This is a genomic window from Belliella kenyensis, assembly GCF_022549675.1.
GTDB classification, from domain to species: Bacteria; Bacteroidota; Bacteroidia; order Cytophagales; family Cyclobacteriaceae; genus Belliella; species Belliella kenyensis.
In genome coordinates, this window is the sequence record NZ_JAKZGR010000002.1 from 1 (window position 1) to 18,899 (window position 18,899).

17 protein-coding genes and 1 rRNA gene are annotated in these 18,899 nt (G+C 38.0%); 15 read left to right on the plus strand and 3 right to left on the minus strand.

The features are described from left to right. Positions 1 to 65: 65 nt before the first annotated feature. Both rrf and MM214_RS01655 read left to right on the plus strand, forming a co-directional pair. A 5S ribosomal RNA gene (rrf, locus tag MM214_RS01650) occupies positions 66 to 177 on the plus strand. A gap of 140 nt (positions 178 to 317) precedes the next feature. Then, positions 318 to 500: a hypothetical protein gene (locus MM214_RS01655; protein ID WP_241291255.1), complete on the plus strand. Its 183-nt coding sequence runs from the start codon at positions 318 to 320 to the stop codon at positions 498 to 500. A gap of 55 nt (positions 501 to 555) precedes the next feature. On the opposite strand, the gene MM214_RS19005 is transcribed toward MM214_RS01655, so the two are convergent. Further along, on the minus strand, positions 556 to 786 hold the full coding sequence (locus MM214_RS19005) for a DUF5522 domain-containing protein (protein ID WP_317208389.1): 231 nt from the start codon (positions 784 to 786) through the stop codon (positions 556 to 558). 17 nt (positions 787 to 803) lie between these two features. Between MM214_RS19005 and rocD the strand changes: the two genes are divergently transcribed. The 11 genes from rocD to ftsY all read left to right on the plus strand — a co-directional run bounded on the left by rocD (position 804) and on the right by ftsY (position 10,051). Continuing rightward, complete coding sequence (gene rocD, locus MM214_RS01665) at positions 804 to 2,078, plus strand: ornithine--oxo-acid transaminase (RefSeq protein WP_290294038.1); 1,275 nt, start codon at positions 804 to 806, stop codon at positions 2,076 to 2,078. Between the two features lie 140 nt (positions 2,079 to 2,218). Beyond that, positions 2,219 to 2,869, plus strand: a complete 651-nt coding sequence (locus tag MM214_RS01670; protein ID WP_241291257.1) for an HAD family hydrolase — start codon at positions 2,219 to 2,221, stop codon at positions 2,867 to 2,869. A 696-nt stretch (positions 2,870 to 3,565) separates the two neighbouring features. Then, positions 3,566 to 4,774: a porin gene (locus MM214_RS01675; protein ID WP_241291258.1), complete on the plus strand. Its 1,209-nt coding sequence runs from the start codon at positions 3,566 to 3,568 to the stop codon at positions 4,772 to 4,774. 48 nt (positions 4,775 to 4,822) lie between these two features. After that, positions 4,823 to 5,335 (plus strand): TlpA family protein disulfide reductase, encoded by a 513-nt coding sequence (locus MM214_RS01680; RefSeq protein ID WP_241291268.1) that lies wholly within the window; start codon positions 4,823 to 4,825, stop codon positions 5,333 to 5,335. Between the two features lie 31 nt (positions 5,336 to 5,366). Beyond that, complete coding sequence (hemB, locus tag MM214_RS01685; RefSeq protein WP_241291270.1) at positions 5,367 to 6,335, plus strand: porphobilinogen synthase; 969 nt, start codon at positions 5,367 to 5,369, stop codon at positions 6,333 to 6,335. 158 nt (positions 6,336 to 6,493) lie between these two features. Continuing rightward, complete coding sequence (locus MM214_RS01690) at positions 6,494 to 7,630, plus strand: DUF4221 family protein (RefSeq protein ID WP_241291272.1); 1,137 nt, start codon at positions 6,494 to 6,496, stop codon at positions 7,628 to 7,630. A 39-nt stretch (positions 7,631 to 7,669) separates the two neighbouring features. Further along, positions 7,670 to 8,188, plus strand: a complete 519-nt coding sequence (locus MM214_RS01695; protein ID WP_241291273.1) for a TlpA family protein disulfide reductase — start codon at positions 7,670 to 7,672, stop codon at positions 8,186 to 8,188. Between the two features lie 160 nt (positions 8,189 to 8,348). Continuing rightward, on the plus strand, positions 8,349 to 8,591 hold the full coding sequence (gene rpmB / locus MM214_RS01700) for a 50S ribosomal protein L28 (RefSeq protein WP_241291275.1): 243 nt from the start codon (positions 8,349 to 8,351) through the stop codon (positions 8,589 to 8,591). A 30-nt stretch (positions 8,592 to 8,621) separates the two neighbouring features. Next, the gene (rpmG, locus tag MM214_RS01705) at positions 8,622 to 8,804 is read left to right on the plus strand and encodes a 50S ribosomal protein L33 (protein WP_014020702.1); all 183 of its coding nucleotides are present in this window, start codon (positions 8,622 to 8,624) and stop codon (positions 8,802 to 8,804) included. Between the two features lie 44 nt (positions 8,805 to 8,848). After that, entirely contained in the window at positions 8,849 to 9,001 is a 153-nt protein-coding gene (locus tag MM214_RS01710) for a DUF4295 domain-containing protein (RefSeq protein ID WP_241291277.1), read from the plus strand. Positions 9,002 to 9,094: 93 nt separating this feature from the next. Next, entirely contained in the window at positions 9,095 to 10,051 is a 957-nt protein-coding gene (gene ftsY / locus MM214_RS01715) for a signal recognition particle-docking protein FtsY (protein ID WP_241291279.1), read from the plus strand. Between the two features lie 142 nt (positions 10,052 to 10,193). Here the strand turns inward: ftsY and MM214_RS01720 are convergent, their stop codons facing one another. Both MM214_RS01720 and MM214_RS01725 read right to left on the minus strand, forming a co-directional pair. Further along, a complete protein-coding gene (locus MM214_RS01720; RefSeq protein WP_241291281.1) occupies positions 10,194 to 11,429 on the minus strand; it encodes a M48 family metallopeptidase in 1,236 nt (411 codons plus the stop codon). A gap of 21 nt (positions 11,430 to 11,450) precedes the next feature. Then, positions 11,451 to 12,500, minus strand: coding sequence for a PorP/SprF family type IX secretion system membrane protein (locus MM214_RS01725; protein WP_241291282.1), 1,050 nt, complete (start codon positions 12,498 to 12,500; stop codon positions 11,451 to 11,453). 82 nt (positions 12,501 to 12,582) lie between these two features. On the opposite strand from MM214_RS01725, the gene MM214_RS01730 reads away from it, so the two are divergent. Continuing rightward, entirely contained in the window at positions 12,583 to 18,126 is a 5,544-nt protein-coding gene (locus tag MM214_RS01730; protein ID WP_241291284.1) for a gliding motility-associated C-terminal domain-containing protein, read from the plus strand. Between the two features lie 9 nt (positions 18,127 to 18,135). Further along, a complete protein-coding gene (gene yaaA / locus MM214_RS01735; RefSeq protein WP_241291286.1) occupies positions 18,136 to 18,879 on the plus strand; it encodes a peroxide stress protein YaaA in 744 nt (247 codons plus the stop codon). Positions 18,880 to 18,899: the final 20 nt, after the last annotated feature.

Genomic DNA, 18,899 nt, shown 5'->3' on the forward strand with positions numbered 1-18,899 from the left:
TTCCCCGAGAGGGGACTGTAATCGGGATACATGGTACATTGTACTTTGTACCTGGTACAGCAAGATTAGGCGGCCTAGCGCAGGGGTCCCACCTCTTCCCATCCCGAACAGAGAAGTTAAGCCCTGCCGCGCCGATGGTACTGGGGTTACACCCGGGAGAGTAGGTCGCCGCCACATTATTAAGAAGCCTTTCAGGAAACTGAGAGGCTTTTGGCGTTTATGGGGAACAAGCGGGAGATTAGTGATGAGAAGCGAGGGACGAGAAGCGAGAAGCAGAAGAGATGAGTGTATTAAGTACAATGTACAAAGTACCAAATATGTATAATCTACGATCTCTCGTAGAGACAAGAGACAAGAGACAAGAAACAAGAGACAAGAGACAAGAGACAAGAGACAAGAAACAAGAGACAAGAAACAAGAGACAAGAAACAAGAGACAAGAGACAAGAGACAAGAGACAAGAACCATGTGATAAAGAATCAATTGTACTTCCCTAAATAACGTTGACCGCTTTGGTTCAACATTCATTAAGTATTTCAAGTAAACTTCATGAGCCTCATTTGATCTTTTTATATGGGCAATGTTTGCATTCATTTGCACAACAGTATCCCCTTCGTTTATGATATTGAGTTGTGAAAACCATTAACCCATCTTCATTTATATAATAGTCTCCTGATATCAATTCTAAGGGAGCAATTTGCTTCTTTTTTGATTTCATGCTTAATCCTCTGAGGCTTTTACTATATTTGTTATATACTGAAAAAGATCTTGAGACATTTTCAGTCATTCAAAATTACAATTATTATGATGGAAACAATCAATTCGAGTAAGCAGGCAATTGAATTAGAGGAAAAGTATGGTGCTCATAATTATCACCCTTTGCCTGTAGTGTTAAGTAAGGGGGAAGGAGTTTACCTATGGGATGTTGAAGGTAAAAGATATTTTGATTTTTTGTCTGCCTATTCAGCTGTGAATCAAGGGCATTGTCATCCGCGTATTAAGCAAGCGCTAATAGATCAGGCAAGTACTTTGACCTTGACTTCAAGGGCATTCTATAATGATGTTTTGGGGCCATTTGAGAAGTACATTACTGAGTACTTTGGTTTTGATATGGTATTGCCAATGAATACAGGTGCAGAAGGAGTGGAGACAGCATTGAAGATTGCGAGAAAGTGGGGATATGAGAAGAAAGGTGTGAGAGAAAATGAGGCAGTGATCATAGTGGCTGAGAATAATTTCCACGGTAGAACCACTACAGTTATTTCATTTTCTAACGATGAAAATGCCAGGAAAAACTTTGGACCATATACGCCAGGTTTTGAAAAAATCCCATACGATGATATTCCTGCATTGCAATCAGCCTTAGAAAATAAGCATGTGGTAGCATTTCTAGTAGAGCCTATTCAAGGAGAGGCAGGTGTATACACTCCAGATGATGACTATATCCGAAAAGCTGCTGAGGTATGTAAGAAAGAAAATGTACTCTTTATAGCAGATGAGATTCAAACTGGAATTGCAAGAACAGGGTCTCTTTTGGCTGTATGTGGACACTGTAGTTGTGAAGGTCATTGTGAGAAGCAGTCGTCATATACAAAACCCGATATGTTAATTTTAGGTAAGGCAATTTCAGGCGGATTTTATCCTGTTTCAGCTGTTTTAGCTGATAAGGAAGTTATGGGAGTAATAAAACCTGGTCAGCATGGGTCTACTTTTGGAGGAAATCCGCTTGGGGTAAAGGTAGCGATGACTGCACTGGAAGTAGTCAGGGATGAGAAATTAGCTTTGAATGCACGGAAGTTAGGTCATATTTTCAGAGAGAGAATGCAGAAGCTAGTGGATGAGTATAGTATTCTCAAACTGGTAAGAGGTAAGGGCTTATTGAATGCTGTTGTTGTAAATGATACCCAAGAAAGTTCCACTGCGTGGGATATGTGTGTGGCGTTGAAAGAAAACGGCTTACTTGCAAAACCTACTCATGGAAATATCATCAGGTTTGCTCCACCTCTTGTAATGACCGAAGATCAACTACATGAGTGCTGCGATATAATAGAAAAAGTAGTAAGGAGCTTTTCAAAATGATTCAATTGAGAAATTAAAATCCTGACAAGAGGGTATGTTGCTTTATTGTCTATTTCATGATCATGATTATTCTAAAAATCCAAAGGTTATCCTTTGGATTTTTTATCTTTGTACGTTCTCGAAACCAAACCTATTAATAGATGCAAAAAGCTGTAATTTTCGATATGGACGGAGTGATCTGCCATACGAATCCTTTTCATTCGATGGCATTCAAATCATTTTTTGCTAAGCGAGATATGTTCCCTACGGAGGAAGAGTTTTCTCAACACATGTATGGCAAAAGCAATTCTTATATCATGAGTCATTTTTTCGGAAGAAAGATCGATGGAGAGGAATTGCTTCAGCTAGAAGATGAGAAGGAAAGCTTGTTTAGAGAGATCTATGAAACATCAATCGATCCAATCGCTGGGTACTTAGATTTCTTAAATGGATTAAAGGCGAGAAATGTCACGACTGGAGTAGCGACCTCTGCTCCTATGGCTAATCTAAAATTGATTGGTGACAAATTAAATCTATTTAATAAAATGGAATCGGTTTTGGCCAGTGAACATGTGAAGAAACATAAGCCAGATCCCGAAGTATATTTGAAATCTGCACATAACTTGAAAGTAAAACCAAGTCAATGTGTGGTTTTTGAAGACTCATTTTCGGGTGTGACTGCAGCTATTAATGCAGGTATGAAAGTTGTAGGCGTCTTATCTTCTCATTCAAAAGAAGAGTTGCCAATATGTGATCTTTATATTGAAAATTATAAATCATTACATATAGATTCTGTTTTAAATCTGATCTAAGAATAAATTATAAAAAAAACATGGATATACGGAACTATGCCAATAACATTACAAAATTCCGATTTATCTAACTTCCGATATAAATTGATATTGGATACTTATGGATATTGACCATTAACAACCTGTTGAGCCAATGAATTGAAGTTGCTGGCAAAAAAGCGTATATTCAGATAAAAAAATCTTTTTTATTAATTAGCATTCACATTTTTGAGCGTGTCATGACAAATCATTAATCCAGAATGGAGATTCATTATGTATTAATGATTTGTCAACAAACGACAGGAAGAGTGAGATTGTATCGATAAGGCCTCTATGATTAATTGCCTGAATCTTTAAATTTCCACATGTAACACGTTTTAATCTATTCGCAAAAAGGCTAGTATCAGATATGTTTTATTTATCATGTTTTTCATAGATCTCTTGTGATTATTCTGAATCATGGGTAGATTGACTTAATAATTTTTTGCCTATTTATTAACATATGTCATTTACATAACATTTACGTAATATCAGTTTCGGGTATTATTGTTGTTTTTTAGTTTGTTTTCAAAGATTTACTAGACCGTAATATTAAATTGCTGTTTTTAAATATATAGGTATGTAACAATATTTTAATTTTATGGTCATTATAAAGAAATATTAGAGTATCACTTTTGTGTCGCTGTACAATTATTCCATTTATCAATTTTTCATTTGATGAACAAATTCGTAATTATGACCATCATCTTGATGGTCTTTTCAATGCATGGATTTTCCAACATTGACCATTATGACTCTATCTCTTCGGAAGAGCTTAAACCTATTATTAGAAAACCTTGGTACGAGTCAATTCAGCTGAGAGGCTATGCTCAAATGCGTTATAATGGTTTTTTAGAAACAAATCCCAATTTGCAATGTGCACAATGCGATAGGTCTTGGGGTGGTGATGCAGGGGGGTTCTTCTTCCGGAGGATCAGGATGATATTTTCTGGTCAGATTCATGAACGAGTGTTCATGTATATACAGCCAGATTTGGCATCAGGGGGAAACAACACCGCCCAAATCAGAGATGCATACTTTGATTTAGGCCTTGATGCAAAACAAGAGTTTAGAATTAGAATCGGTCAATCCAAAGTTCCATTTGGGTTTGAAAACCTACAATCTAGTCAAAATAGGCTTCCTTTGGATAGAAATGATGGATTGAATTCAGCAGTGCTCAATGAACGTGATTTAGGTGTTTTTTTTTATTACGCACCCTCTGAGGTAAGAAAACGTTTTAATTATTTGGTCAATTCTGGACTTAAAGGATCTGGAGATTATGGAATGTTTGGCTTTGGTCTTTACAACGGACAGACGGCTAATTTACCTGAACAAAACAGAAATTTTCATGTGGTAAGTAGGATGACATACCCTATCGAATTGGCCTCAGGTCAGATTATTGAAGCGTCGTTTCAGGGATATACGGGTAAATTTGTCATCAACAGGGAGATGAAGACAGATGCTGATCAGACAGAATTTGAAGAGTACCGCTTTGGTCCTACGATTGTCATTTACCCTCAGCCTTTTGGCTTGCAGGCAGAGTTTAACTGGGGAAGAGGTCCTGAGTATGATCCTAATTTAGATGATGTAGTAGATGCGCCTTTGAAAGGTGGATATGTGCTCGCTAATTATTTTCATCAATCGGGTAAACATTTATTTATCCCATTTACTCGCTATCATTATTATAATGGGGGAAAAAAGTTTGAATTTGATGCCACTAGGCATAGGGTACGAGAGTTGGAGATTGGTGTAGAATGGCAGCCACATAGAAACTTTGAGTTGGTCGCAATGTATACGATTTCGGATAGGACGTTTGAAAACTCCTTAAATCCAGTTAATAGGCAAAAGGGAAGTCTGCTCAGGCTTCAAGCTCAAGTTAATTTTTAAATTCCGCATAAAGAATATATCTTTAGTCTTAACTAAGCAAATATTCACATGAAAACACTCGTTAGCGTCCTATTATCTTTGGTCTTTATCCTTAATGCTACAGAAAATGTAAAGAAAAGTTTCAAGGAAGATTTCAATAAAGTGCTATCTAATTCAGCGGAGATTCCAGCCTTAGCTCCAGGAGAGGTTGCCGTGATCAATTTATGGGCTACTTGGTGCGGACCTTGTATCAAGGAAATCCCAGAGATGAATGAAATTGTGGAAGAGTATAATGGGAAGAACGTGAGGTTTTTAGCTTTTTCTGAGGAAAATAGAAGCGTTTACGAAACATTTCTTTCGAAAAGACCCGATTTTAAATTTAGCTATGAAATGAGTTTTGGGAATAAGGAAGCTGCAAGCATAATCAAAGCGCTAGATCAAAGTGAATATAAAGGTCGAGCGATACCAATACACGTTTTGGTTGATAAAGATGGGCAGGTTGTAGATACATTTATAGGAGCATCCCCAATGAATATTCAAAAAATTAAGAACTTCTTGAGTGAACATGCTTCTGCTGAATAGTGTTAACTTTGCATTGAAATAAGAAAAAAACATGCAAAGAAGACCAAGAAGGAATAGAAAGACGCAGGCTATCCGCAACATGGTAGAAGAGACACGTCTTTCTGTTAAAGACTTTATATTTCCCATGTTTCTCATTGATGGAGTCAATCAGAAAATACCCGTCGCTTCCATGCCTGGAATATACAGGTATTCATTAGACTTGATGCTTTATGAGATTGAAGAGTGTGTGAACTTAGGTATTATGGCCTTTGATATTTTTCCGGCTTACCCGGAAAATAAAAAGGATAAATATGCCAAAGAAAGCTACAATCCCGATACTTTTTACCTCAAGGCAATTTTTACCATCAAGCAAAAGTTTCCTGAAATCGCTCTTATGACTGATGTAGCGATGGATCCATACAGTTCAGATGGGCACGATGGATTGGTTGAGGAAGGTAAAATATTGAATGATGAAACTCTGGATATTTTAGGTAAAATGTCATTGGCTCAGGCTCAAGCTGGTGCAGACATATTAGGCCCTTCTGATATGATGGATGGTAGAGTTGGTTATATTCGGGAGGTATTGGATAGTAATGGGTATACAGATGTTTCCATTATGTCTTACACGGCGAAGTATGCGTCAGCTTTTTATGGACCGTTTAGAGATGCTTTGGACTCTGCCCCTAAGCATGGAGATAAGAAAACCTACCAGATGGATCCTGCCAATTATAATGAAGCCTTAATAGAAGCTGACTTGGACACTGAGGAAGGAGCTGATTTCTTGATGGTAAAACCTGCTTTGGCATATTTAGACGTGATCAGACTTCTCAGAGATAATTCGAATCTTCCCATAGCTGCTTATAATGTCAGCGGTGAATATGCTATGGTCAAAGCTTCAGCTGAAAGAGGCTGGATAGATGGAGAACGTGCCATGCTGGAGTCTTTACTCAGCATCAAAAGAGCAGGAGCCAATATTATCTTAAGTTATTTCGCCAAAGAATTCGCAATGCTAAATAGATAGGAGGGGAAAGCCCTCCATTTTTTGAAAACGTTAACACAAATAATTTACTAGTACCGTGGGTTTTTGACTAATTTTGATTTAATATGTTTTTGTGATATATTAATGTTTTAATAGTTTAGTCACAAAGAAGAGTCCTTCTTTCTCTTAAAATCTACAATATGAAAGTTGATAACGTTTTAGTTTTGCTTCTATTTTTACTTATTTCATGTTCAGAAACGAGGACCAGTTCGAAGCGTTTGTTTGGAACCAATGAGATACTCACTTTGGACATTGATGACTATACTCCGAATGCAAGTCTAGGTTTTATTGCCCATGAGGACTTATTGTTTAATCTGGTATGGGAAAGAAATGAACTCCAAATTTATGATGTAGAGCAGAAAAAGTTAGTCAAACGATTGAAATATGATATTGAGGGAGATAAGGGGGTAGGTCAGATATTTGGTTATCATGTTCATAATCTTGATAGCATTTTTTTGTTTGGTCAAGTTTCGCCAATTGTCTATTTGACCGATACAAGCGGTATCTTTAAGGACAGTTTTCAATATGAGATTCCAGAGGGATATACTTCAGCATTTATACATCCTCATTATTTTGTGTCTCCGCCAGTGATAGAAGGTGATGAAATGATAGTCAAGACACATATAAATGGTAGCTATCGAGAATTTACTAATGATGTTTTAAGTTCAAAGCATCTAGTCTATGCAATTAATTTGAACACTAGAAAGGTGAGGTTGATGGAGCACATGTATCCAGCTGATTATCTGATTGGAGGTTTAAAGCAATTTGAATCAAGTATGGCTTTCGGGAAGGATAAAGTTGTTTATTCTTTTTTTGGTGATCATAGATTGTTTTTTGCATCAACATTCGATGATAAGCTAATTGCAATAGAAGCTGCAAGTCAATATTTAGATCGGAGATTGAAGCTATTTCCTTTAAGTGGTAATCGACTTGAAACAATGCAATATATCAATGCTAGTTCTAGATATGACAATCTGATCCATGATTCTTTTAGAAACTTGTATTATCGGTTTGCGTACCCATCAATAGACTTGACTGATATAGATGATATTCTAAGGTTAAGAGTAGCGCCAGGACCATTCATTATTATGGTACTTGACGAAGAATTGAATGTATTGGGTGAGACCTATTTTGAAGCAGGGAAGTATTTGCCTAGCAATTTTTTTGTCCATAAGGATGGGTTGTATATATCCACCAATCATCCTGATAATCCAGAAAATGAAGAAGATAAATTCAAGTTTGAGTTACTGGAAATCAGAAATGAATTACCCAACTAGAAAGGTTTTGGCTAACAATCAGTTTAAACATATGGTGCTATGAAAATATATAGTATTCTAAGCATTCAATTGATCTTTACGTTATTTTTCTTAAACATGGATAGCAGTGATGACTTTAAAGACCTGCTGAATCAAAGTGTGAAAGACAATAAATATATTCTTCAGGTGAAGCCTCAAGAAGCAGTCGTTATAAATCTTTGGGCGACATGGTGCGGACCTTGTATTAGAGAAGTGAAAGATTTGAATGAGCTTGTAGAAGCTTATGAAGGTAGAAATGTGAGGTTTTTAGCCTTTTCAAAGGAGTCAGTTGATGATTACAAGACTTTTAGGAAAGGCAGACCTAATTTTAAATTTAAATATGAGCTGAGTTTTGGTGATGTGAATACAGTAAAACTGTTGCAACAGTTGGACAAAAATGATGGAGTTAGAGTCATTCCTATGCATATTTTGATAGATAAAGAAGGTCAGGTCATAGAGGTTTTGAGAGGTGCGTCTTGGACAAATCTCCAAAAGATCAAAAGCTTTCTGGAAACCCAAAGTGGGCAAATTAAAAAGTAAGGCTTATTGAATAGGAGTGTTCGGGAAGTTTAACTCCAAATCTCTCACATTTTTAAAACTTTACGGAATATTTTTGCGTGTGGCTTTTGGTTATTCGTGAAAAACTCCGATATTTGCAGACTCAATTAGAAAAACGCATTAAATATTACGATCATATATCATGGCAAAAGTTTGTGACATCACTGGTAAAAGACCTCAAGTAGGTAATAATGTATCGCATGCGAACAACAAGACCAAGCGTAGATTCTACCCTAACTTGCACAAAAAGTCTTTTTATGTGCCTGAGGAAGATGCTTGGATCACCTTGAAAGTTTGTTCGAAAGCTTTGAGAACCATCAATAAGAATGGTATCAGCGCAGTTTTGAAAAAAGCTCAAAACGAAGGTTACATTATCATTAAATAATTATTGACTCTCTATAAATAGTTCAAGAAGATGGCTAAGAAAGGTAACAGAGTACAAGTGATTTTGGAATGCACGGAGCATAAAACTTCGGGTATGCCAGGTACTTCAAGATATATCACTACCAAAAACCGTAAGAATACTACAGAGAGATTGGAATTGAAGAAGTTCAACCCTATCTTGAAGAAAGTAACGGTTCATAAAGAAATTAAATAATCAAAGGACTGATTGTCGCAAGGCAATATTAAACCCTCAAAGATATGGCTAAGAAAGTAGTAGCAACGCTAAAAAAAGAAGGTGGTGTAACTTACGCTAAGGTTATCAAGGCTGTAAAGTCTGAGAAAACTGGTGCTTACACCTTCAGAGAAGAGATGGTCCCTACCACTGCGGTACAGGATACATTGAAGAAATAATTGCCATTTGCATCGTAATGCAAATATAAAGTCCCTCTGAGTACGACTCAAGAGGGACTTTTTCATTATATTCGGGCTCAAATTGTAAATACTATGGGAATTTTCGGGTTCTTTTCAAAAGAAAAAAAAGAAAGCCTTGATCAAGGCCTACAAAAATCCAGTGAAAACATTTTTTCAAAACTAAGCAAAGCAGTCGTAGGGAAGTCTAAAGTTGATGAAGAAATTCTTGATGAACTTGAGGAGATTTTGATTACCTCTGATGTCGGTGTAGATACTACGATTAAGATTATTCGTAGAATAGAAGACCGAGTAGCTAAAGATAAGTATATCGGTGCAGATGAATTGGATACAATTTTGAGAGATGAAGTCATGGCTTTGCTCGAAGAAAACAAAAGTGCCGATCTGGGTGATTTTGACCTTCCCAAAGATAAAAAACCTTACGTTATCATGGTGGTAGGTGTAAATGGAGTAGGTAAAACCACTACCATCGGCAAGCTAGCGTATCAATTCAAACAAGCAGGAAAATCAGTGGTACTAGGTGCAGCGGATACTTTCAGAGCGGCTGCAGTTGATCAATTGATCTTATGGGGTGAGCGTGTGGATGTTCCAGTAATTAGCCACGGTATGAATACAGACCCAGCCTCAGTTGCTTTTGATACAGTAAAAAAAGCTGTAGAAATGAATGCTGATGTAGTGATCGTAGATACGGCAGGTCGACTACATACCAAAGTTAACCTTATGAACGAATTGACCAAAATCAAAAGAGTGATGCAGAAATTTATTGATGATGCTCCTCATGAAATTCTTTTGGTGCTAGATGGATCTACTGGTCAGAATGCTTTTATCCAAGCTAAGGAGTTTACCAAAGCTACTGATATATCAGCATTGGCCATTACTAAACTTGATGGCACAGCCAAGGGTGGTGTGGTCATCGGTATATCTGATCAATTTAAGATTCCTGTAAAGTATATTGGTGTTGGTGAAAAAATGATTGATCTGCAAGTCTTCAATAGAAAGGAATTTGTCAATTCTTTATTTAAAAAGAAATAATTTCAACATTTGTATTCGATAGATCCATTATAGATAGAATTCTTTAGGTTCTAACTCTTTGGAATTCGAAAAAAATTAGTTGTAAATAATGATTGTCTGCACGGTGATTTGTTTATTTTTATGCAGATAATCATTTCTTTTCTTAATTTTTTTCTAATCTTTCTAATCTTTGCATCAATGGAGGATGTGAATAATTCACAAAGACATACCATGGATGGGGATTGATTTTACTTAGACTATTTACTGATAATGTTTTCAAAGCTTCGGCAAGTGGTCTGCCATCATATGTTTCTTTGGCATAAGCGTCAGCCTCAAATTCATTTTTACGACTTATCATATTCATGAAAATTCCGATGATCATGGAAATAGGAGAGAAAAGCATGGTGAATCCTATGATGTTTAGATGTATAGAAATACCCTCACCTCCAAGGGCATTGCTAATGATGGAGCTGTTAATAAACTGAGCCAAAATGAAAAGAAGTAGACCAATCTGAAGTATACTTGAAATCATACTTTTAATAATATGTTTTTTCTTATAATGACCGATTTCATGAGCAAGTACTGCTACAAGTTCATCGGGAGTATGTTGATCAATAAGTGTGTCATAAAGTACTACTTTTTTTCGTTTACCTATGCCTGAAAAAAATGCATTTGCTTTTGAACTTCGTTTGCTGCCATCTATGACAAATAGGTTGTCTAGTGGGAAATCTACTTTTCTTGCGTATGCCATGATCTTTTCTCGCAATTCACTTTGAGGCAAAGGAGTCAATTTATTAAATAATGGAAGTATAAGCGAGGTGTAGAAAAGATTAATCAGTATCATAAATATGCCTGCGATCAACCAGAATTGCCACCAAAAATTCATCCCCATTTGATGTATTAACCATAATAATACTGCTAAAAGACCTCCACCTACCATGATAGAGAGTAAATAGCCTTTTATTTTATCTATAAAAAATGTGCTAGCTGAAGTTTTGTTGAAGCCAAACTTCTCTTCAATATGGAAAATCTGATAATAATCGAATGGAATGGATAAGATGTCAGATCCTATAAAAATGATTCCGAAGAAAATGATTGATTGAAGTATAGGTTGATTAATTATGCCTGAAAGCCAATTATCTAATGCACCAAAAATACCGAAGTAAATCAGCACTATTGTGATGCTTGTACTAACTAGACTTGTGAGAAGTCCAAATTTGAAATAGGATTTCTGGTAATAGTCACTTTCTTCTAATTTTTTTTTATCAATGTATTGTTCTAAAGTATCAGGGATTTTGGTTGTTTTTCTGTAAGTATTTAGGAAGCTTAATGTTTTATCAAATAAAAATCCGAAAATGACAATCCCTATCAAGAGATATTTCACTTGTATAGCATCCATTATGTTTAATGAGTATAATAATTAGAATTTAGGACAAGGTAAGATGGTGTCTCTGCTTCTTGGCTTACCTTGATTTCTGCTTGGTAATGTGTATGAAACACTCACCTCATGAGCACCACCTGACTGTATGCCCAAGTTTGAAACCGTGTAGTCAAAGCTATATCCCATGTTAATACCAGAAAGCAAGTTGACTCCTACCATAAGTACAACCGCATCACGGTTGCTTTGTTGTTCGACTGGCTTGTAAGGTAAACCTCTGTACCAAAGTCCAAAGATAATAGGTTCCATGTATATATAAGCTCCTGCATCCAATTGTTCAAACGGCCCCTGTCTTTTGTAATTGATAGTAGGGACAAAATATCTTTGCTTATACATATGGGTAAAATCGTTCCTATACCCTCCTGAACCTAGAGAGATTTTATAGCCTGTATGAAAAGAAATTTTCATAGGTAAATTACTAATTCCATTATCAATAAAGGATTGATTTGGCTGATTTACATGATGAACAGAGGCCCCCAGCCAGAATTTTTCTGTAAAGAATAGCCCTCCAAGGGATAGGGATAGTAAATTTACGGGCTCACCAAAGCCCGGTATATCATCGCCTGGCAAGGTTGGACCAAAAGGGTCTGAAGGGTTGATTTGATTGGCAAATATTAAGTTGTCATAAAATCCAATATCTCTTCTGATATAGCTAGCTTGAAATCCAGGTCTAAAGTATGCCCCTTGCCCAACTCTTAGCTCATAAGAATATAGCCCAGAAAGGGTGGTTGATCTCAACTGTGCAGCTCCTTCTACATCATTCATGACCAAAAAGCCTATTCCACTATTGTAATCATCAAGATAAGTATCAATGTATGCTGAGAATGTGGTGAATTGTGCATTCATGCCAGGCCACTGATTTCTATAGTTGGCACCGATACGTGTTGTCTGCTCTGCTCCAGTAAATGCCGGGTTTAAGTATAAGGGAGCTGCATAATATTGACTATATTGCGGGTCTTGAGCATGTAGCTTGCCCGAGACACAAAGTCCCAAAATTGTGAAAAAAAGAAAGCTTAGATAAGACCGTTTCAATTGTTTATTCGTTAATTAAGGGATTCATCACCACCTCTGAACGCATGACCTCATTCGTTGTTGTAGATAGCAGCTGTAAATTATGAAAAGCCTTTTAAATAATATTAAGTTTTTAAAGTTTTTTAGGGAAATAGGTCTGATTTTCTGTTTACTTCTTCCTTTTGCGTCTTTTTCTCAAGGCGTCAATAATAATGAATGGATATTTGGGTATTGTGGTGCTTCTGAATCGAACAATTACCTCTCCTTTGGAAGAGGAGGTGAGCCTATCGTCAGGACGCTTTCAGGAGCTATACTTGTTGGGGAAAATAATAACGCTGTTGCAGTGGATCCACTTTCTGGCAATATTATTTTTTATTCCAATGGTGAATTAATATATAACTATGATAATGCACCCATTCAAGGTGCACCAAATGGGATAAATGGTAACAGTAATAGCCGTCAGCAAGTAGCTATTGGTCTGCTCGATTATGAGCCTGATGGAGATAGATTGTTTTATACGTTTTATATTTCGTCAGCAGGTCAACTTCAATACGCTGTCATCGATATGAATGCGTCTGGTCAAGCAATCGCAAATCAACCACCTTTGGGAGAAGTGACTGTCTTCGATCAAGTAATTGGCCCAGCTTCTGGCGCTATTGCTGTAGTGAAATCTGCCCAATCCCCTTCTTATCTGATTAGTTTTTCTGGAGGTAGTTTGATTTCAAGAAGAATTGAGGATACTCAAGGGGATTTTACAAATACTGATGATATCAATATCTCTTTCACACCTAAGGCCATTATTTTCAATGAAGAGACTGGTCAGATGATCCTTATTCCAGAGGAAAATGAGGAAAATTTGATTGTTATTGATTTTGATACAAGTGGTGGGACATTTGGAGCAGTTAGTGCTATTTCTCAGTCGGCTGGAGTTGATCCAATCGAAGGGGTTTCATATAGCCCAGATGGAGCATTTATTTATTTTTCTAGAGGAGATCAATTATTTAGAATTCCTACTAGTGATTTGGATGCTGCGCCTACATTGATTCCAATAGAAAATGATGTTTTTAGGATTTATGATGTTAAGCTAGGCCCAGATGGCAGGCTTTATTATATTTACGAAGAGGTAGAGGGTGGGCCTCAGTTACTTGGGAGGGTAGATAATCCCAATGAAGAGGAATTGGAAGAGTTGGAAATAAATGAAGATCCTTTTAATGGAGTTGATTTTTGTGGAAGGGTATTCCCTCAGTTTGCCCCAAATGCTGATATAGATGCGCAAGTGAATTTTACTTGGCAGCCAGAGGAACCTTGCAGCAACAATCCTGTACAGCTTACAAGTAACATAACTCCTCAAAATTATAGGCCTATAAGTTTTGAATGGTCTTTTGATCCAGAATTAACTGATGAAGACGGTGAGCCTATTGATGTGGATTTCAATCAAGAGCATTTATTGCTGCCCGCAGAAGCTACTTCTGGAGAAAGTGTAACAGCAACCCTAGTAGTCACTTTTGCAGATGGGACGACTCGTGAGGTTACAAATACGATTACCCTTTCACCAAATGATCTTCAAGCTAACTTTACACCTCAAGATACGACCCTCTGTGAGCCATGCCTTGACTTGATGCCTTTGTTAGAGGCACAGCAAGGCGGTGGGCAAGATGGCGGTCAAGGACCAGGGGTTGGTGGACCAGGAGGTGGAGGTGGAGGCGAATTTGAGTATTTTTGGTCAAATAAGCGAGATGAAGGCTGGGGACCAGAAGCTGCGAATGAAGTGTGTGATCCTGGATTGTACTGGGTATTGGTTAGAGAGCAAGGCTCGACATGCTATGCTTATGCAACTATCCGCATTAGGATATGGGGCGAGGAAGATCAGAGCAATAATATTTGGTACTTTGGAGATGGGGCAGGTATGGATTTCAATCCAGATCCAGATGATCCAGATGGCCCTATGCCAAGGCCAGTTACTCACCCTCAAAATATTCCAGCAGGCACAACTACTATTTCGGATGAAACTGGGCAAGTATTATTTTACACTGATGGATCTACGGTGTGGGATCTCAATGGCAATGTCATGCAAAATGGCCAAGATATTGGAGGAAGTAATCAAGCGTCAGAGGGAGTTATTGCGATACCAATACCTCAAGAAGAGACAATGTTTTACTTATTTACTACTTCCACAGCTGCTGATGGTGGTAGCCAAGTGAAATATTCTCTTGTGGATATCAAGGCTGAGAACCCAACAGGTGTGGGAAATGTCGTTACTAAAGATAATTTTCTCTTTAGCCCTGCTACACAGCATTCAGCAGCTTTAACTGCTGGTGACAATACTTGGGTTTTATTTCATGAGTTAGGGAATAATACCTTCCGGGCATATCAAGTAGGGGCCTTGGGCATAGGTTCTCCTGTTTTTTCATCTGTAGGCTCTACTCATGGTTTCAACACTGGTGTGGGAAGTATGAAATTTAGCCCAGATGGGACTAAGATAGCAGTGACGATTCAGGATGGAGCATGTAGTAGGTTAGAGCTTTTTGATTTTGATCAAAGTAGCGGACAGCTTACAGAGTATGCCTTACTGGACTTGGGTTGTAATAATGATGCCATCTATGGCGTAGAATTTTCTAATGACAGTGATAGAGTTTATGTCTCTTATACCGGCAATGGTGGAAGAGTTGAAGAATTTATAATTCAATCGCCATCTTCGGAAGATGAAGGCGATGATTGTGGATCATGTCTCGAAAATGCCAATAGTAGTGCTGAAAGAGCTGCTTGTATTATAGATTCAAGAAACGATTTGGGAATCAATGGGCCTATAGGAGCCATACAGATGGGCCCCTTAGGTGATATTTATGTGGCGAGACCAGGCCAATCCTATCTAGGGACTATAAGGCCAGGGTCAAACTGTGCGTCGAGTATTGGTACGACTGAGGGATTTTTACTGGCTCCTGGAACTTCTTCTAATCTGGGCTTGCCTTCATTTGTTCAGCAGTCAGGGAGTAGTATTCCCGAACCCGCTATCAGTGGTCCAGATCAGTTGTGTTTGGATCCAGAAAATGGGGCTGAAGGACTTTTTGAAGGAGCGGGAGAACCAGATATAGACAGCTATTTTTGGACTGTAGTTCATGAGGATGGTGAAGTAGAGCAGGATAATTTCGGTGGGCCTGGAGAGGATTTTCAGAATTACACACATATTTTTCAAAGAGGAGGTTTGTATACTGTCACTTTGGTGGTAGATCGATGTACTGAAGAGGGATATTACAATGAGGAAAATAGTATTCAAGTGAGAGTAATTGCTCCTCCTCCAATTACACTAGAGAGCAATGTGATTTTGTGTGTCGGAAATCCTGTGACTTTGACAGCAATAGATGGATATGATCCTGTTGAGGGTTTATATGATTTCGATTGGAGGAATGCGGCTGGTTTTCAGATCGGCGACGAGAACTCAAACAGTATTATTGTAGAGGAAGAAAGTATCTATACCGTTACTGTATCCTTTAGAAGACCAGAAGGTATAGCTGATGAAGAAGAATTCGATTCCTGTTCTGCTGTAGGTTCCATCTTTGTAGGTCCTGCTTTTGAATTTGAGTTGACACAGTCTACAGATGAAGTTTGCTTTGATGGGACCACAGTCCTCTTTGCCCCAGATACCCCAATAGCAGGTGAGTGGTTTTATCAGAGAGCAGGTGATCCAGAGAGGGTTCCATTCCCGGTTGGACAAGCCTTTGAGTTAGAAGTTCAGCCATCATCAGATTTGCCATCTCCTGGTCAGTATGAGATTATTTTTGTGACAGAAGATCCAATAGTTGAGGGTTGTTTGATAGAGAAAATACTAGAATTGGAAGTGTTTCCTAGACCCGATTTCGAAATAGTACTTTTGATACCAGAGACGGAATGTGGTGTAGATGAGGGGAGTTTTGAGGTTACTGTTCTGGTAGATCTTTCTACCATAGAAATTGTAGAACTTGGTGTTTTATTTACCGATATTTCAGCAAATGAAGTATTGCCTGTGTTCGAAAATCTTCCTCCCGGTAATTATACAATTCGAGGCAGGACGCCCTTTGGTTGTCAATTCTCTCGAACCATCTCTATAATGAATACCAACCCCATAGAAGCCTTGGAAAATGTCACACTTTCATCTACTGATGAAACTTGTGGGGATAATGAAATTCTTCCTGGTACCATCACAATTACCTTAGAAAATGAGCCTACTGAAAATTTCAGCTATTCAATCACTCGTCAGGGTGATGGATTGAATCTAACTGGGGAAATCGAAGGGCAAGTTACAGTTATCACAGGTGTGCGTGGTGGTAGATATGAAGTACAAGTAGAAGATGAAAATGGCTGTGCTGTACCAGTAGGAGGAATTGTTGTAGAGCGCAGGTTGTTGGCAGACTTCTATATTCCTTCAAGCGTGATTGGATGTGAAGCCTTTGAGCTTACGGTATTCACACAACAGGATCTGATTTTTTCGGTAACTGATCCATCAGGTGTATCATTGTCTCCTGATAGCGAAGGAGTTTATTTGTTAACTGAATCTGGTGAATACACAGTATTAGGTGAAGACCCGACAGGAGAAATATGCTCAAGTGAACGAAGGGTCAATGTCATAATAAATGATGCTATCCTATTTGAATTGTCTGACCCTCAAGTCGATTGTAATACAGGGGTTGCCTACGAAGCATTGCTAGACGGAACAGATGCATCGGAAGTATTTTTCATTTGGAGAAATTTTGATGGAGCAGTAGTGGGCAGGGGGCAGATATTTTCACCAATAGCACCTGGTGAATATAGCTTAGATGTACAGCCAAGAATAGGAAGTAATTGCCCTACTCCTGTAATTTCATTCACAGTTGAGGATTTTGAGAATAGTCTAGAATATGAACTGGAAGTGTTGCCATTCTGCTCAGAGGATGTGTTTACTTTGATCACTCTCAATGGTGATTTTGAGAACATAAGCATCTCTTGGTATAGAATAATAGGTTCTGACAGGATGCAGCTCACAGAATTTGATGATCAATTGGAGATTACTGTCTTAGAGGATGGAGTGTATGAGGTGGAAATTCGTAACTCTTTTGATTGCATTATAGGAAGTGAGCAAATTTCCATTAGGCAATCAGATATAGAAGCTCCAGTATTGGAGCCTAGCTATACGATTTGTGAGTTGGAGAATATCTTGCAGGAAATTGTTGCAGGTCAGTACGAAAGCTATGCTTGGTACATAGAAGGTGAAGAAGGCCCACTTTCGGTTGAGCCTACTTTTACCCCAACTCAAGCGGGAAGCTATAGGCTTGTAGTATTTGATGAAATAGGGTGTGAAGAAGAGGTTACCTTCGAGGTTGTAGATGATTGTGATATCACCATTCGCTTTCCAAATGCGATGATTCCAAGCGATCCCAGCAAGCAGTTTGTGGTTTACACTAGCGATTTTGTAGATGAACTTGCTGTTTTTATTTACAATCGCTGGGGAGAGTTGATTTTCTATTGTGAGGAAACTAATCTACCAGGTGATACTACTACTGGATATTGTCCTTGGGATGGAAAAGTTAATGGAGTTTCGGTGCCGATTGGAACATATCCAGTAGTTGTGAGGTTTAGAAGTAATAATCAGAATGTCACAAAGACACTCAAAGATGCCATTTTAGTAATAGAATAGTTTAAAAATATGATCACATTGATTTCACCAGCAAAGACGCTGGATTTAAGCTCGTCGGATGTTTCAGTGTATACACAGCCGGATTTCCAGAAGGAGACTTTTGAACTCGTCTCAATCATGAAGAAAAAAACCTCTGATGAGATTCGCCAACTCATGGGGGTGAGTGAAAATATAGCAACGTTGAATGAAAAGCGCTACAAAGAGTTCAAAAAATCCTTTGATCCGGATAATGCAAAACAAGCAATTCTTGCATTTAAAGGGGATGTATATACCAAAATTGATGTCGATAATTATAGTGAAGCTGATTTTGAGTTCGCTCAGCAGCATTTGCGAATATTGTCTGGGCTCTATGGATTATTGAAGCCTATGGATTTGATTCAAGCCTATAGGCTTGAGATGGGGATCAAGCTTGAGAATAAAAAGGGGAAAAATTTGTATGAATTTTGGGGTACAAGAATAGCCAAAGCTATCAATGAGGTCGCTCAGTCTACACCTATAATAAATCTAGCTTCAATAGAGTATTTCAAAGCAGTGGATCAAAAGGTGCTTCAATCGAATGTGGTGACACCAACTTTTCAAGAATTCAAAAATGGTAAATATCAAGTGGTTGGATTTTTTGCGAAGCAAGCAAGAGGATTAATGACTGATTATATTATTAAAAATAGGATCAATGATCCTGAGGGTTTGAAAACCTTTAATGAAGCAGGATATGAGCTTCATGGAGATGGTTCAGAGTGGAGGTTTGTGAGGTAATAGCAAAAAAAGGGGCTAGC